Origin of the sequence: Mannheimia sp. ZY171111, from assembly GCF_017750945.1 — a bacterium.
Taxonomy (GTDB): domain Bacteria; phylum Pseudomonadota; class Gammaproteobacteria; order Enterobacterales; family Pasteurellaceae; genus Mannheimia; species Mannheimia pernigra.
The window spans coordinates 2,050,726-2,066,708 of sequence record NZ_CP046532.1 but is presented as its reverse complement, the minus strand read 5'-3'; the positions used below and the strand labels follow the sequence as shown (position 1 = coordinate 2,066,708).

At 37.1% G+C, this 15,983-nt stretch carries 20 protein-coding genes and 1 riboswitch; of the genes, 10 read left to right on the top strand and 10 right to left on the bottom strand.

What is annotated here, in order from left to right; translation table 11 throughout:
• Window positions 1–48 precede the first annotated feature (48 nt).
• On the bottom strand, window positions 49–1,398 hold the full coding sequence (pmbA, locus tag GM698_RS09820) for a metalloprotease PmbA (protein WP_176810007.1): 1,350 nt from the start codon (window positions 1,396–1,398) through the stop codon (window positions 49–51).
• A 99-nt stretch (window positions 1,399–1,497) separates the two neighbouring features.
• On the opposite strand from pmbA, the gene yjgA reads away from it, so the two are divergent.
• From yjgA to GM698_RS09800, 4 genes are read left to right on the top strand one after another with little or no spacing between them, the layout of a single operon-like run.
• On the top strand, window positions 1,498–2,028 hold the full coding sequence (yjgA, locus tag GM698_RS09815; RefSeq protein ID WP_159630002.1) for a ribosome biogenesis factor YjgA: 531 nt from the start codon (window positions 1,498–1,500) through the stop codon (window positions 2,026–2,028).
• Between the two features lie 5 nt (window positions 2,029–2,033).
• Entirely contained in the window at window positions 2,034–2,405 is a 372-nt protein-coding gene (locus GM698_RS09810; protein WP_176808512.1) for a SirB2 family protein, read from the top strand.
• A gap of 46 nt (window positions 2,406–2,451) precedes the next feature.
• Window positions 2,452–3,015: a UbiX family flavin prenyltransferase gene (locus GM698_RS09805; protein WP_176810394.1), complete on the top strand. Its 564-nt coding sequence runs from the start codon at window positions 2,452–2,454 to the stop codon at window positions 3,013–3,015.
• 9 nt (window positions 3,016–3,024) lie between these two features.
• The gene (locus GM698_RS09800) at window positions 3,025–3,459 is read left to right on the top strand and encodes a pyridoxamine 5'-phosphate oxidase family protein (RefSeq protein WP_209289364.1); all 435 of its coding nucleotides are present in this window, start codon (window positions 3,025–3,027) and stop codon (window positions 3,457–3,459) included.
• A 7-nt stretch (window positions 3,460–3,466) separates the two neighbouring features.
• Here GM698_RS09800 and GM698_RS09795 read toward each other — a convergent pair whose 3' ends face one another.
• From GM698_RS09795 to tgt, 3 genes are read right to left on the bottom strand one after another with little or no spacing between them, the layout of a single operon-like run.
• Complete coding sequence (locus tag GM698_RS09795; protein WP_209289363.1) at window positions 3,467–3,682, bottom strand: sulfurtransferase TusA family protein; 216 nt, start codon at window positions 3,680–3,682, stop codon at window positions 3,467–3,469.
• A gap of 49 nt (window positions 3,683–3,731) precedes the next feature.
• Window positions 3,732–4,244 (bottom strand): hemerythrin domain-containing protein, encoded by a 513-nt coding sequence (locus GM698_RS09790; protein ID WP_209289362.1) that lies wholly within the window; start codon window positions 4,242–4,244, stop codon window positions 3,732–3,734.
• A 13-nt stretch (window positions 4,245–4,257) separates the two neighbouring features.
• Complete coding sequence (gene tgt / locus GM698_RS09785; RefSeq protein ID WP_176810010.1) at window positions 4,258–5,412, bottom strand: tRNA guanosine(34) transglycosylase Tgt; 1,155 nt, start codon at window positions 5,410–5,412, stop codon at window positions 4,258–4,260.
• Window positions 5,413–5,707: 295 nt separating this feature from the next.
• Between tgt and GM698_RS09780 the strand changes: the two genes are divergently transcribed.
• Window positions 5,708–6,280 carry a DUF1439 domain-containing protein gene (locus GM698_RS09780; RefSeq protein ID WP_176810011.1) on the top strand — a complete coding sequence of 191 codons (573 nt, stop codon included), beginning with the start codon at window positions 5,708–5,710 and terminating at the stop codon, window positions 6,278–6,280.
• 99 nt (window positions 6,281–6,379) lie between these two features.
• Window positions 6,380–6,598: a cold shock domain-containing protein gene (locus tag GM698_RS09775; RefSeq protein WP_209289361.1), complete on the top strand. Its 219-nt coding sequence runs from the start codon at window positions 6,380–6,382 to the stop codon at window positions 6,596–6,598.
• A gap of 325 nt (window positions 6,599–6,923) precedes the next feature.
• Here GM698_RS09775 and GM698_RS09770 read toward each other — a convergent pair whose 3' ends face one another.
• From GM698_RS09770 to ppx, 3 genes are all read right to left on the bottom strand, one after another.
• Window positions 6,924–7,793 carry a MurR/RpiR family transcriptional regulator gene (locus GM698_RS09770; protein ID WP_209289360.1) on the bottom strand — a complete coding sequence of 290 codons (870 nt, stop codon included), beginning with the start codon at window positions 7,791–7,793 and terminating at the stop codon, window positions 6,924–6,926.
• Between the two features lie 9 nt (window positions 7,794–7,802).
• On the bottom strand, window positions 7,803–8,267 hold the full coding sequence (gene nanQ / locus GM698_RS09765) for an N-acetylneuraminate anomerase (protein WP_176808519.1): 465 nt from the start codon (window positions 8,265–8,267) through the stop codon (window positions 7,803–7,805).
• Between the two features lie 212 nt (window positions 8,268–8,479).
• Window positions 8,480–9,982, bottom strand: a complete 1,503-nt coding sequence (ppx, locus tag GM698_RS09760; protein ID WP_176808520.1) for an exopolyphosphatase — start codon at window positions 9,980–9,982, stop codon at window positions 8,480–8,482.
• A 194-nt stretch (window positions 9,983–10,176) separates the two neighbouring features.
• Between ppx and GM698_RS09755 the strand changes: the two genes are divergently transcribed.
• Window positions 10,177–10,506, top strand: a complete 330-nt coding sequence (locus tag GM698_RS09755; protein WP_176808521.1) for a DUF496 family protein — start codon at window positions 10,177–10,179, stop codon at window positions 10,504–10,506.
• A 91-nt stretch (window positions 10,507–10,597) separates the two neighbouring features.
• On the opposite strand, the gene nagE is transcribed toward GM698_RS09755, so the two are convergent.
• Window positions 10,598–12,046, bottom strand: a complete 1,449-nt coding sequence (nagE, locus tag GM698_RS09750; RefSeq protein ID WP_209289359.1) for an N-acetylglucosamine-specific PTS transporter subunit IIBC — start codon at window positions 12,044–12,046, stop codon at window positions 10,598–10,600.
• A gap of 229 nt (window positions 12,047–12,275) precedes the next feature.
• Window positions 12,276–12,460, top strand: a riboswitch (Lysine riboswitch).
• A 93-nt stretch (window positions 12,461–12,553) separates the two neighbouring features.
• Here nagE and lysC point away from each other — a divergent pair.
• The gene (gene lysC, locus GM698_RS09745; RefSeq protein ID WP_159629974.1) at window positions 12,554–13,906 is read left to right on the top strand and encodes a lysine-sensitive aspartokinase 3; all 1,353 of its coding nucleotides are present in this window, start codon (window positions 12,554–12,556) and stop codon (window positions 13,904–13,906) included.
• A 95-nt stretch (window positions 13,907–14,001) separates the two neighbouring features.
• Complete coding sequence (locus tag GM698_RS09740; protein WP_176810016.1) at window positions 14,002–14,349, top strand: VanZ family protein; 348 nt, start codon at window positions 14,002–14,004, stop codon at window positions 14,347–14,349.
• 60 nt (window positions 14,350–14,409) lie between these two features.
• On the opposite strand, the gene rpsI is transcribed toward GM698_RS09740, so the two are convergent.
• On the bottom strand, window positions 14,410–14,805 hold the full coding sequence (gene rpsI, locus GM698_RS09735; protein ID WP_159629968.1) for a 30S ribosomal protein S9: 396 nt from the start codon (window positions 14,803–14,805) through the stop codon (window positions 14,410–14,412).
• A 15-nt stretch (window positions 14,806–14,820) separates the two neighbouring features.
• Entirely contained in the window at window positions 14,821–15,249 is a 429-nt protein-coding gene (gene rplM / locus GM698_RS09730) for a 50S ribosomal protein L13 (protein WP_025217228.1), read from the bottom strand.
• 294 nt (window positions 15,250–15,543) lie between these two features.
• On the opposite strand from rplM, the gene GM698_RS09725 reads away from it, so the two are divergent.
• Window positions 15,544–15,939 (top strand): YhcB family protein, encoded by a 396-nt coding sequence (locus GM698_RS09725; protein WP_209289806.1) that lies wholly within the window; start codon window positions 15,544–15,546, stop codon window positions 15,937–15,939.
• Window positions 15,940–15,983 lie beyond the last annotated feature (44 nt).

Below are 15,983 nucleotides of genomic sequence, written 5' to 3'. Positions count from 1 at the left end.
AAATTTGATTTGATGACAAGCGGTTATATTTTGTAAAAATTTTGCAAATTATTCGCCAGATACTGTCATTTTTTCCAATAAAATTGAACCTGTTTGGATATTTGAGCGATGCTCAATATCATCACCAACAGCAATCAAGTTCTTATACATATCTTGTAGCTGTCCTGCAATGGTAATTTCTGCCACAGGATATTGAATTTCACCATTTTCTACCCAAAAACCGGCAGCTCCGCGTGAGTATTCGCCAGTTACGTTATTAATTGCTGAGCCAAGCATTTCAGTAACCAATAAGCCAGTATCCATCTCCTTTAACAAAGTCTTCAATCCACCTTGACGGTTTGGTTTAACCAGCCAATTATGAATGCCACCTGCGTGCCCTGTGCTTTTTAGCCCCATTTTTCTCCCTGAATAACTTGTCATTAAATAGGTTTGTAACACCCCTTCAGTAATGATTTCACGGTTTTGCGTAATGACTCCCTCGCTATCAAAAGCAGAAGAGGCTAACTGGCGTAATAAATGGGGGCGCTCTGAAATAGCAAACCATTCGGGTAGAATTTGCTCGCCTAATTTATCTAATAAAAAACTTGATTTACGGTATAATGCCCCGCCACTAATAGCACCCGCGAGGTGTCCGATTAAACCTGTAGCAACATCATTATAGAAAATCACGGGCATTTCTGCCGTTTTAATACGCTGAGGGTTAATTCTATCTACCGCCTTCATTGCTGCTTGTTTACCTACCCATTTTGCAGGCTGCAATTTATCAAACTCACGAGAAATAGTGTATTCATAATCACGCTCAAGTTGGTCTTCATAAGCTGAAATCAGACTACAAGAAAGCGAATAACGGCTAGATAGATAACTTTGCAACATTCCGTGCGTGTTGCCATAAACCCTCACACCGCTATGCGAATTAAACGCTGCTCCCTCGCTATTTACAATTTTATCATCGGCGTTTAAACCATAATGTTCCGCCTCAATCGCTAATGCTATTGCTTGATCAACGGAAATATCCGCTTGATGATAAAGTTCGAGATCAGGGGCTTCAAATGCTAACATTTCTTTATCTGCCAGCCCTGTGCAATCATCTTCGGAGGTATATTTTGCAATAGCTAATGCTGCTTCTACGGTTTTTTGGATAGAGGCGTATTGTAAATCAGAGGTTGAGGCATTGCCTTTTCGTTTTCCTAAATATACAGAAATACCAAGAGATCCATCATTATTAAATTCTATATTTTCAACCTGCTCTAATCGGCTTGAAACCGAAAGCCCCATCACTTTAGTCACGCCAACTTCCGCTTCTGCTCCTGCCTTTTTTGCAAAATTTAATGCAAATTCAACCGCTTGTCGTAGTTCTTGCTCTTGCTGTTGTAAAATTTGTTTATCTGTAATCGACATTCTTGTTCCATCTTATTGATTTCAACGATTCATATATTCTAACTCAAATTTCTGTTAGAATACGGCATTTTTTATAGTTTGCACGAAAAAGGACGCACAATGGCTAGAAAACGTAGCAAAAATGAGATTGATTGGACAGATGACGAAGAAGAGATTATCTGGGTCAGTAAAAGTGAAATTAAACGAGATTCCGAGCATTTAAAAAAAATTGGGGCAGAATTAATTGAATTAACACCACAAAATCTAGAAAAAATCCCGCTTGATGACACACTTAAAGAAGCCATTCGCCAAGCTCAAAGCTTTAAAATGGAAGCACGCCGTCGTCAAATTCAATTTATTGGAAAGTTATTGCGAAATCAAGATCCTAACCCCATTCAAGAAGCATTAGACAAAGTAAAAAATCGCCATAACCAGCAACAGGCATTGTTGCATAAATTAGAACTGGTGCGTGATCAGCTAATTGCAATGGGCGATCCTTCGCTAGATAATCTGTTAAATGAATACCCTCATTTAGATCGCCAACATTTACGTAATTTAATTCGTGGCGCAATTAAAGAGCGTGAAGCGAATAAACCAGCAAAAAATTATCGTGAAATTTATCAATATTTAAAAGCTGAAATTGCGGAGTAATTAAAATGGAATATCTATCAATAATACTTAAAGCTCACTTTGGATTAGCCTACATTAGCTTAGTGCTCTTATTAGTGCGTGGTTTTTTAGCAGCAAAGGCGGTTAATTGGAGACAATACACAATATTACGTATTGCACCACATATTGTAGATACAATTTTATTAATAACGGGGATTGCAGCGGTTATTATTTTCCTCTCGTATGAATTTTTTACCTTAGCCCAATTTAGCTGGTTGTTGCCTAAAATATTATTTTTAGTGTTATACATTATTTTTGCAACCAAAGCCTTCAAAAAAGGGCATCCATTTTCATTAAAGTTCTATTTGCTTTCAGTTTTCTCATTTATGATGATTATGCTTATCGCAAGCTTTAAATAGAATGATGATCATTTAAGGTAGCACAACAATTTTAGGTAAGTTAATGATGAAAAAACGTATTATTGTTGGTATTAGTGGTGCAAGTGGTTTTCAATATGGTTATAAAGTGCTTGAGTTACTCCACCCTTTTGAAGACATAGAAACCCACTTAGTCATCACAAAAGGGGCAGAGCTTACTCGAACACTTGAAACAAATTATGAGCGAGAAGCTCTACACCACTTAGCTGATGAAATACACGCCATTCAAAACGTGGGGGCGAGTATTGCAAGTGGTTCGTTTAAAACCATAGGAATGATTGTTGCACCTTGCTCAATGCGAACGCTGGCCTCTATTGCCAATGGGTTTAGCGATAATCTTCTTACTCGAGCCGCTGATGTGGTATTAAAAGAACGCCGAAAATTGGTACTGATGGTAAGAGAAGCCCCTTTTAATCTTGTACACATTGATAATATGCGGAAAGTAACTGAAATGGGCGGCATTATTTTCCCCCCGATTCCCGCTTTTTATCAAAAACCAACCAGCCTTGATGAAATGGTAACCCATAGCGTTGCTCACGCCCTTTCATTACTGGATATTGAAATTCCCAATATACCTCATTGGGGCGAATAAGTTATAAAAATGAATTCGCTAATTCCCCAAGAGATCGCCGATTTTATCCGCTCAAATCACGTTGTGAGTTTTGCTACTCATACTCAAGATGATTTCTGGGCAGCAAATTGTTTTTATGCCTTTGATGAAGAAAATGCTCGTTTAATTATCTTAACCGCAAAAAAAACCAGACACGCACAAATTATGCTAGAAAATCCACAGATTGTTGGGACTATTTGTGGGCAAACTGAAAAAATAAAAGATATTGAGGGCGTGCAATTTTCTGCAACTGCGAAATGTTTAGAAGACAAAGCAGCCAAAAAAATCGCTTTACAAATTTATTACGAAAAACACCCGCTTGCACGGTTTAAACCGAGTGATGTATGGGAAATAGGCTTTAGCACAATCAAGCACACAGATAATAAAGTAATCTTTGCGAAAAAGACTATTTGGGAAAAAGAATAAATCAAACTTATTTGGTAAAATTTACTCGGTTTTCGACCGCTTGCTTAATAATCTCTACAATCCAACTTTGCTCCTGGGCAAGCAGTTCAAAATCAGCAAGACTACTCTGCTTGTTGAGTAAAATTGTTAAGTAATCGCCCTTTTTAAGATCGGTCATCGCTTTTTTAGCCATAAACAAAGGTAACGGGCAGCTATAGCCTGTTAAATCTAAAGAATATTTCATTGCATTGATACACAAAAGGCGAACTTAAAGTTCGCCTTATTCGTTGAAATTATAATTTACGGCGATCCGCCATAATCTTACCCATTGCTGATAGCTTTTCTTCTGCTAAATGCTCTCGCCCTAACTCAAAAAGCGGCTCTTCAATGGCAATATGCACATCATAGCCTGCCACAAAAGCCTTAATAAGATCTCTATCAACATTCTCTCGTTTGCCTTTAAGTAAATCTTCTAGCTGTACAGATAAATCGTCCCAATTCTTATGCAAATGAAGGTGCTGGCTCTCTAGTTCATCAACATTAGCTTGTGCTTGCGGCTGCACTTTAATCAACTCTGGAAAGAAATCATCTTCTTCATCTTGGTGATGAAGTGGAGCTGAAATATTGAAATAATTTAAAATCTGCTGAACATCATTTTTTACTGCCTGATTGATGCCATTCTTTTCAAGGTAATCTGGCAAAATTTGTAACTGTTTGCAAAAGTTTTTCACTTTTCTATGACAGGCATATAACATATCAATAGGTTCAGCCCAGCTTTCAAACTCTTGTGGTTCAAGTTGTTGCATATAAAACTCCTGATTATTTCTGATTGTTTACTTCAGATTGTAAAGGGGGTACTTCTTTACCTATTCGAGCATAAAATTCAATCACAAAATCATCAAAGCGATCATCTTCAATCGCTTGGCGAATTTCCGCCATTAAACGTTGATAATAACGTAAATTATGAATGGTATTTAATCTTGCACCTAAAATTTCACCACATTTATCTAAATGATATAAATAGGCTTTAGTATAATTCTTACAAGTGTAGCAATCACATTCAGCGTCAAGTGGTGTAGTATCTTCACGATATTTCGCATTACGGATTTTCACAATACCATTCGTTACAAATAAATGACCATTACGAGCATTACGGGTTGGCATTACGCAATCAAACATATCAATACCACGGCGAACGCCTTCTACTAAATCTTCAGGCTTTCCCACCCCCATTAAATAGCGGGGTTTATCTGCAGGAATTTGTGGGCAAACATATTCTAAAATGCGGTGCATATCTTCTTTTGGCTCACCAACTGCCAACCCACCTACTGCATAACCATCAAAACCGATTTCGACTAATTTTTCCACTGAGACTTTACGCAATTCCTCATACACACCACCTTGAATAATACCAAAGAGTGCATTTGGATTTTCTAATTCATCGAAACGATTACGACTGCGTTTTGCCCAACGTAGCGACATTTCCATTGATTGCTTTGCGTAATCAAAGGTCGCCGGGTAAGGCGTACACTCATCAAAAATCATAACAATATCCGAGCCAAGATCGTATTGAATCTCCATTGATTTCTCTGGAGAAAGAAAAATTTTCTCGCCACTAATTGGATTTTGGAAAGTCACGCCTTCTTCTTTTATTTTACGCAATTTACCTAAACTAAATACTTGGAACCCCCCTGAATCGGTTAGAATCGGTCCGTGCCATTGCATAAAGTCGTGTAAATCACCATGCATTTTCATAATTTCTTGACCTGGACGCAGCCAAAGGTGAAAAGTGTTACCCAACAGAATTTGAGCGCCTGTTGCAGCCACTTCTTCAGGCGTCATTCCTTTTACTGTGCCGTATGTTCCTACAGGCATAAATGCAGGGGTTTCAACGTGAAACTCCCCTTTCGGGCGATTGAATGTTAAACGCCCACGACGTGCGTTACCGCTGGTTTTCTTTAATTCGTACTTCATTTCTATCCACAAATAAACAGTTCGTGAAAGCGGTCAAAAACCGCTAAAAATTTACAATTTAAATATTAGAATCTCAGACCTGTGCCAACGCCCAAGCCGATTCCAACTCCATTTGAGCCACCGCCAGCTCCTATGCTTCCATCAACACCTGTTGATGAACAAGCCACTATTGTTAAAATGCTAAAGCATAATAAGAATTTTTTCATTTTTTATATGTCCTAAATGGAAAGTGGATGATAGTCCGAGTGCATTTTACCTTGTTTAAACGATTAAACCTAATTTAAAAGAGCAAATTATGAAAATTTTACGCCAATTTACCGCTTTATTTGTTGCTTCAACAGCAATGTTTTCAGCGAATGCGAATATGCTTCGCATTAGTGAAAAAGAAATTAACGATTATTTATCGACTAAATTAAATGAAAAAGTGCCACTACAAGATAAAGTCGGCATTCCTCAGTTATTTGAATTGGATTATCGCCTTCATTCACTGACTAGCAAAATTGGCAGAACCGAAGACAAAAAAGTTGCCATTTCAGGTGCAGTTGACGGCATTTTAAAAGCCAGAGGCAAAAAATATGATGCTTCAGTCCATTTAAATATGGATACTACACCCTATTACGATCCACAAAAAGGCGCATTGTTCCTCAAAAATGTGCGATTACTAAGTTGGTCTGCTACACCAACAAAATATCAATCTGAACTTCAGATGTTCTTACCGATGCTTGCAGAAGGGTTAGCTAGCTTTTTAAACAATACGCCAGTTTACACTTTAGATGAAAATAAAACGAAAGAAGCAATGATAAAAAAATTTGGTAAAGCAATAGTAGTTGAAGAGGGTAACATCCGATTAGAAACCTCCATTTTTTAAAAATTTTGTGATCTCTGTCTAATTTCTACACTTTGGCAGTTGAGCTTTTAAACATTTTATTTACAATCCGAATATTATTTAATTATTGGGGAGATTTAAATGGAAATCGGTGTTGTTAAATGGTTTAACAATGTAAAAGGATTTGGTTTTATTACATCGGATGTATGCGAGGGTGATATTTTTGTGTACTTCTCTGAAATCAAAACAGAAGGCTATCGCTTATTAAAAGTAGGGCAAAAAGTACAATTTGAATTAGTACAAAGCGATCGAGGAGCATCCGCTACCAACATTGCCCCACTTGATGATAAAACCTCATAATCTACTGTAAAATAATAACTTTTCTTGCTATTCCACACACATTCTTTATGCTTTGCTCGGTTTTAAACCGAGCTATATGTATTTTTATGCCTCTTTCTCATCAGCTAATTCTCACTCATTTGCTCTATGTTTTATTGGTTTAAACATTGTATTATTACGATTTTTGAGCCTACATTTCGATCCGCTCAATAATAATGGCTTGAGATTTCTCGTAGGTGGCTTAGCCTTTGTTTGAATTGGTAAAATTTAAGAGAAAATAGACCGCTTGTAATAAAAAACCTTTGGCTGATCAAATTAACCAAAGGTTTTTTCTTGCTCGAACTATCTAGCTTTTAATTCTTTGCTCTAAAATCACATTCAGCGTTTTTTGTTTCTGTTTTAACGCATTTTCAGGCTCAGCTTTTACTAACAAGGTGTAAATTAAATCTAGTACAAAAAGTTGCGACATTTTCGTACCAATAGAATCCCCTTGCATATGACCTTGCCGATTACCATTAATTAACACATAATTCGCTTCTTCCGTTACAGGAGATCGTAAATTATGGGTAATAGCAACAGTTTTCGCTTTATTTGCTCGAGAAAAACGAAGGGATTTTACCACCTCTTCAGAATAGCCAGAATGGCTAATGCCAATAACTAAATCACCTTCTTGTACAAGAGCTGCTTGCATATACATAAAGTGGTTATTGGTTACAGAATCGGTTTGTAGCCCAATACGCATCAATTTATGTTTTGCATCTTCTGCCGTTAAACCCGAAGAGCCCACACCAAATAAAAATATTCTTTTTGCTTGCCTTAACTCCTGCACCACTTTTTCTAACACATCAAAATCCAGTAAGTTAATCGTTTCGCTAATCACGCTGTCTAAGCTATTTTTCACCTTATTGGCAATATCTTTAGATGTATCCGCTTCAGATACATCTGTATCCAATAGCACTTGTTTATCTTGATGTTGAGTAGCCAATTCTATCGCTAATTCCAACTTGAAATCAGTATAGCCTTTAAAGCCTAATGTTCGACAAAAACGAATAAACGTTGCCTCGCCAACATCTAAATATTTTGCTACATCAGATAAAGAACATTGGCTAAGCAATTCTGGTTGAGACAAAATAACAGTTGCTATTTTTTTTTCTGTTTTTGTCAAACTATTTTGTAGAGAGCTAATTGTATTGAGAATTTTTCCTCTAGCAGACATTCCCGCCTCCTATAGTAATTCCACAGGTACTTTTACTACTAATTTTTTTAATGTTTTGTTCTCATTCACTGTATTACCTGGCTTATGTGGTTCATAAGGTAAGAAAATAGCAAACATATTGGGTTTAAGTATGACTTCGTTTTTATCATCAATTTCATCAGTTAATTGATAGTCATCTTCATCTCTGTATTCATCGTATTTTGATAAATTAGGCTGACTTAAACCATATTCGATCATTTCTTCGCCTTCAATAAGCAGTTGAATATCTACAAATTTGCGATGCATTTCTGCTTTTTTACCTTCAGCTGGACTAGTTTCAAATGACATCACATTCATACGAATACCCTCTTCTAAATCTTGCCAGCCTAATGCTAAATTTGCTAAATCTAATGCCTTTAATTTCCCACAAAGGCGTGCAAATACAGGAGGGAGAGATTTTGCATAATCGTCTCTTGATAAATCTGCTAATAACATAGATGTTTCCTTAATTTAATCAACAATATAATTTGATGTATCACTCCATAAATATATATTTATGAAGATATACTCCAATGGAAGAATAATAGTTTAAAAATATAATCTCAATAAGAAAATTCCAAAAATGCGAAGTAGATCAAACTTTAAAGCTGAAGAAATCATTAATGCCTCTCATAGCGTTAATGAAAACGAAGAGAAATGTGTATAGGTTAAGACACTGTTAAACGAAAGTCCGCCTTAGACAACGTCTTTTGCTCCTCTTGCAAATCTGCTAACACTAATGGATTTTGGCTTAAAAAGCCCTCATCAAATACTAAATGCCAATCATTATTTTCAATAGTCAGTGTAACATTCTTTGGCTCAATAGTCGCTTGACGGGAACGATTAAGCAATACGGCTAATCTAAATAAGCGGACTAAAGTTAATATATCGCGATATTGATAGCGATTAATACTGCGAATATCTGATCGTTTAAATCCTTTGAGGTGGTATCGAATTAACACTGTTAGCAATGTCTGTTGTTCAAAATCAAACCCTGGTAAATCTCGGTTTGAAATCAAATATGCCGAATGACGATGAACATCATGATGATTCACCACGATACCAATTTCGTGTAATAAACTTGCCCATTTCAACATAGAATGCAAATCTTCAACGTGACGGCGATTTTTCCAAATATTCACTTGTTCAAAAAGCATAAAAGCTGTTTTTTCTACTCTTGCAGATTGTTTCTTATCTAAATCAAACTGCTCCACTAATGCTTGTGCTGTGCGTTGACGAATATCACTCACCTGAAAACTTTTTTCTAAGCCATACATCACGCCCTCTCGCAATGCACCGTTAGAATAGCGTAGCGTTTCAATTTTGAACGTATGGAAAAGGGCTAATAAAATGGCTAAACCAGGCACTAATACATCTGCCCGATCTTCTAATAGTCCCCTCATTTTTATATCTTGCAACGATTTAAATTCTAAGCACAAATCAATAATTTTTTGTAGTCGGGGTTCAGTAATCAAGCCATCTCGATAGCCATTAGCAATTAGCACTCTATGAACGGTTTTTATTGTGCCTGACGAACCGAGTGCTTGCTCCCAGCCTAATTCTTGGTATTCCCACATCAGATCTTCAATTTTTTCCATTGCAAGCTGATAAGCTCTATCAAAATTTTCGAGAGTTAATTCCCCTTTTGGGAAAAAACGCTTCGCAAAACTTACACAGCCCATATGACGGCTTTCTGCTCGAATGGGATTAAAATTCTCGCCAATCGTAATTTCAGTTGACCCCCCACCAATATCCAATACTAACTTTCTACCTGTTTCGGGTTGAGTATGACTAACACCCGAATAAATTAATTTGGCTTCTTCCTGCCCAGAAATAATTGAAATCGGATAAGGAAAAACTGCTTTTGCTTGATGAAGAAAATCCTGCTTATTCACAGCTCTGCGTAGCGTATAAGTACCGACAACTTTTACATCATCTGCTGAGAAACCGTGCAAACGCTTAGCAAATAATGCTAAGCAATCAACGCCTCTATCAATAGCCTCTTGGCTTAACACTAAGTTTTCATCAAGCCCATCAGCTAAACGTACACGGCGTTTAAGACGAGAAAGGATTTGAATTGAGCCATTCACAATACGGGCTACGATCATATGAAAGCTGTTTGACCCTAAATCAATCGCAGCAAATTCACGAGGAGCAATATTTGATGACATTATTAAACCCTGTACTATATAAACTAAAATGATGAGATATTACCATTTTAAACTAAATAGCACGACAAATTTAATGATCTTTTTAATTACCGATTTAAATCATAGAATTCACACAAAAATTTTTGACGAATCGTTCGAAAAAGAATAGGATTTATCTACTTACTTTTAATCAACTCAACCAAGAGGCTTTGTCTATGTCTGAAGTAAATAAATCATTCCACGATATGTTAGAGTATGTACATCTTTATCGTTTAAAAAATAAATTACATCGAGAAACTGCTGATAATGATCGCAAGATTCGTGATAACCAAAAACGAGTACTCCTACTAGATAACTTAACACAATACATCTCAGATGAAATGTCGATAGACGATGTCCGAGCAATTATAGCGAATATGCGTGATGACTACGAAAACCGCGTTGATGATTATATGATCCGCAATGCTGAACTTTCTAAGCAACGCCGTGAGATTCGTCAAAAAATGGCTTCTCACAAACAGGCGCCAACCAATAAGAAAGCCTAATACAAAAATTAAAAACAAGCGGTCATATTTTTCAAAAATTTTACAGAATATGACCGCTTGTTTATTTTATCAGAACACTTTAATAGCTGATTTAAAGTTTCTTCATTGCATCAGCAACAAATTCAGCTTCAGGTCCAAGAATAACTTGGTAGCCGTTATTGCCTAATTTGATATTACCTTTTGAGCCTAATACTTTTAATTTTGCCTCATTTACTTTGTTCGTATCGTTTAAGGTTAAACGTAAGCGTGTGATACAGGCATCAATGCTGGTAATATTCCCTTTACCACCTAATGCTGCAATAAATTTTGAGGCTTGTTCACTACGAGAAGTTGCATTGATTGTTTGTGCATCCACCTCATCTTCACGACCTGGCGTTTTTAAGTTGAAAACACGAATGACAATACGGAATAACGCATAGTAAATCACTGCAAAAACTAGGCCTTGTACGATAAGCATATACCATTGAACCGCAAGTGGGTTTCGACTAGACAAGACTAAATCCACTAAGCCAGCACTAAAACCGAAACCTGCAATCCACTCCATTGAAGCTGCAATATAAACAGAAAGCCCCGTTAATAATGCGTGTACAACATAAAGTACGGGTGCGACAAACATAAATGCAAATTCAAGTGGTTCTGTAATACCCGTAAAGAATGAAGCCAAGCTAGCAGCAAACATAATTGATGCAACTTGTGCTTTCTTAGCTGGTTTTGCACTATGATAAATCGCTAATGCTGCGGCTGGTAAACCGAACATCATTACTGGGAAAAAGCCTGCTTGATACATACCTGTCACGCCAACAACTGCGTTGCCTTCAGCCAATGATTTCGCACCACCTAAGAAGTTTGGAATATCATTAATACCTGCCACATCAAACCAGAATACTGAGTTTAATGCGTGGTGTAAACCAACAGGAATGAGTAAGCGGTTGAAGAAAGCATAAATACCTGCACCGATTGAACCCATATCTTTAATTGATTCACCAAAAGAGACTAAACCACCGAAAATAACAGGCCATACATAAAGTAAGATAAATGCGACCACAATCATCACAACAGAAACAACAATCGGTACTAAACGTTTACCACTAAAAAATGATAATGCTTTCGATAATTCCACTTGATAGAAGCGGTTATAAAGCTCTGCAGAAATAACACCGACTAAAATACCAATAAATTGATTATTGATTTTACCAAACGCCGCAGGCACTTGATCTGCCGCTACACCTAATAATTGAGCCACCGCCCCTGGAGCAAGTAAGGTTGTTAGGACTAAATACCCCACTAGACCTGATAATGCTGCTGCACCATCTTTTTCTTTTGACATTCCAAATGCAACCCCTACTGCAAATAGAATAGACATATTATCAATAATTGCCGCACCCGATTTGATGAGTAATGCCGCAAACTGACTATTTGCCCCCCAACCCTCTGGGTCAACCCAATAACCAATACCCATTAGTAACGCTGCTGCTGGTAATGCAGCAACAGGCACCATTAAGGCACGCCCGATTTTTTGTAAATATGTTAATGCACTCATAATATATGATCTCCAAAGTTACCTTATGAGGAAATGAGAATAAAATTAACTCAAGAAAACTACAACTAGATAAATTGAGTTTTGTGATCCATTTCAAAAAATATCTTTGAAATTTTATTTCAATACGGCACCCAAGCCCTAGATAACAAATATTCATTGACAAAACTATGATAAAAAGGTATTTCTATACCGTTTTTCCATTGTGCTGGAAAAATAACAATGGCTTTACCATTGTGGGAGAGGTGCAACACTCAGGCAACTTAATTTGAGGTAACTAGGACCGTTTGAAAATTAAGTGATGGGAGTGCTTGCCGAGGTGTGAATTCACTAGAATGGAATTAACATCGGCTGCGTAGGTTGAATCCTATCAGCTGTCATTTAATATCATATATTAAATGGAGTGCTCTGATTACTTGGTTCAATCAATCAAACCGTATAATCTGCTCAAATTTCCTTTCCGAATATCCCCTAACACAATATTATCTCAATCTATTTAAGGAAATTTTTATGTCTCATCTTTCTGTGGCTAAATTCGGTGGTACAAGTGTTGCCAATTTTGATGCAATGACTTTGTCTGCTAATATCGTGATTGCTGATGCAAACACTCGGGTGGTCGTTCTTTCTGCTTCTGCGGGAGTTACAAACTATTTAGTTGAACTCGCAAATGGTTGTGAAAAAGAAAAACGTGATGAAATCATAAAAGCAGTACGCCAAATTCAATACAATATTATTGAAAAATTACAACAGCAAGATAACGTACGTGCTGAAATTAACGAGTTATTAGAGCATATAGAAGCATTAGCCGAATCAGCAAGCCTTGCTACTTCTGCCGCATTAAGTGATGAATTAATTAGTCACGGTGAGATGATGTCCACAAAAATATTCACTCAATTATTAATTGAACGTGGACACCCAGCATTATGGGTAGATGTGCGTGACGTTGTGGCGACAAATAATTTCTACGGCAAAGCCACACCAAATGACGAAAAAACCCAACAGCAATCTGACAAGATAATCAAACCGCTTATCGAATCTGGCAAAATTGTAATTACACAAGGCTTTATTGGCCGTGATGATGAAGGTAAAACCACTACTTTAGGGCGTGGAGGCTCAGACTACTCTGCCGCATTATTAGCTGAGGTATTAAATGCAAATGATGTTTTAATTTGGACAGACGTTCCCGGCATCTATACTACTGATCCACGTGTTGTACCGAATGCACAACGTATTGATACTATGGCATTTAACGAAGCAGCAGAAATGGCAACCTTTGGAGCAAAAGTACTTCACCCAGCCACATTACTACCAGCCGTACGTAGCAATATTCCTGTTTACGTGGGGTCAAGCAAAGCCCCTGAACAAAATGGGACTTGGGTAACACGTGATCCTCAACCCCGCCCGACTTTCCGAGCAATAGCGCTACGTCGTAACCAAACTTTATTAACACTTTCAAGCCTTTCAATGCTACACGCACAAGGTTTCTTAGCAAATCTATTTACTATTTTAACAAAACATAAAATTTCGGTTGATGTCATTACTACTTCAGAAGTAAGCGTATCTCTCACACTAGACAAAACAGGATCAGCCTCTTCTGGCACAGAAATGTTATCTGCCGAATTACTTGATGAGCTCAATGCTTATTGCAATGTTCAAGTTGAAAATGATTTAGCATTAGTCGCCATTATTGGTAATAACTTACACCACCAATCAGGCGTAGCAAAAAAATTATTCCATACTCTTGAGAATTATAATATTCGCTTAATCAGCTATGGTGCAAGCAGTAACAATATCTGTATGCTTATCAAAAATAGTGAAGCTGACGATGCTGTTCGTGCATTACACAAAAACTTGTTTGAGTAATCAATCTACACTGCAAGCGGTTATTTTTAGTAAATTTTTTGCTAAAAACGACCGCTTGTTCGCCTATCCTTTCTAAAATACATTTAAATTTAAAGATGAATAAATATACTCTATTAGCCATAATTTGGCTTGTTGTTAGTATCTATGCGCTGATTTTTCGTGAAAATGGGGGCAACCCACCACCTTTTCCACATATTGACAAAATAGGGCATTTCGCTATTTTCTTTATACAAATTTGGTTGGCGGCGAGAGCATTTATTCAATCCAGTAAAGCCGTACCCTATTTAGGGTTGATAATTTTTGCATTCATTTACGCTTTTGGAACAGAATGGGGACAAGCTAATTTTACTGAAACCCGACAAGGCTCTTGGTTAGATGGAGTGGCTGATCTGATTGGTGCAGGAACAGCATTATTAATTGTAAAATATATCTATAAAAAATAACTTCAAATTGCAATAAAAAAAGGCAGGAAACCCTGCCCTTTTTTGAAAACGAAAATATAATTAACGTTTTGAGTATTGTGGACGACGACGTGCTTTGTGTAAACCCACTTTTTTACGTTCAACGCGACGAGCATCACGAGTAACAAAGCCTGCTGCTCGAAGTGCTGGGCGTAAAGTTTCATCATATTCCATTAATGCACGGGTGATACCGTGACGGATAGCACCTGCTTGACCAGAAATACCACCACCAGTTACTGTGATGTATAGGTCTAATTTATCTGTTAATTCAACTAATTCTAATGGTTGACGAACGATCATTCGTGAAGTTTCACGACCGAAGTAAACCTCTAAAGAACGTTGGTTAATGGTAATGTTACCATTGCCCGGTTTGATAAATACACGAGCTGAAGAGCTTTTGCGGCGACCTGTGCCATAGTTTTGATTTGCTACTGTCATTTTTCTGCTCCGTGATTAGATGTCTAAAACTTGTGGTTGTTGTGCAGCGTGGTTATGTTCGTTGCCTGCGTAAACTTTTAATTTACGGAACATTTCACGACCTAAAGGACCTTTAGGTAACATACCTTTAACTGCGATCTCGATCACTGCTTCTGGACGACGTGCAATCATTTCTTTGAAGGTTGCATCTTTGATACCACCTACGTAGCCAGTGTGCCAGTAGTAGATTTTATCAGTTTCTTTTTTGCCAGTTACTGCTACTTTCTCTGCGTTAATCACGATGATGTAATCACCTGTATCTACGTGCGGAGTATATTCAGCTTTATGTTTACCGCGTAAACGGCGTGCTAATTCAGTAGCTAAACGACCTAAAGTTTTACCTGTCGCATCTACTACATACCAGTCACGTTGAACGGTTTCTGGTTTTGCTACAAAAGTTTTCATTAATTAAATACCAAAATTTAAAGTTTATAACCCAATTCCTAAAAAGGAATTACCTATGACGGTAGAATCTAACCCCTTCGAGTCAGTTCTGACCAAACTACTTGGCGGGAAAACCAAGCAAAACAGGGTGGCACGATTATACAGATTTTTTATACCAAAATCTAATATTTTTTAGACTTATTCGTTAAAATTAAGCCTATATCACATTTTAATCATTTGCTGCTTTTCAAATAAAATCGGAAGTGTTAAAAAGACAGTCATAAATTTTACTACTTAAAATATGAGGAGCTTATGATGGAACAATGGGCAAGCGATATTTGGACGGCAATTGCTGCTGCATTTATTGTTGGTGCTGTACTAGGTGCTATTCTAGTACGTGCATTTAATAGTAATGTTAAGAAACAACACGAATTAGAGCAAACACTTAAACTGGCAAAAGCAGATATTAATGAAAAAAATCAACAACTTGAGAAACATTTTGAACAATCCGCTCAGTTACTTTCCACTTTAGCAACAGATTATAAAAAACTTTATGCACACTTAGCCCAAAGTTCTGAAAAACTATTGCCTGAAAATGCCAAAAACATTCCCTTTTTCCAACAAACCCAATTGCCTACTCAGCCTAAAAAGACAGACGAAGATCAGCCACGAGATTATTCTGAAGGCTCATCTGGTTTACTTAAATCGTAAAATTTATAGAAAAAATAACCGCTTGTAGTTATTAACGGCAAGCG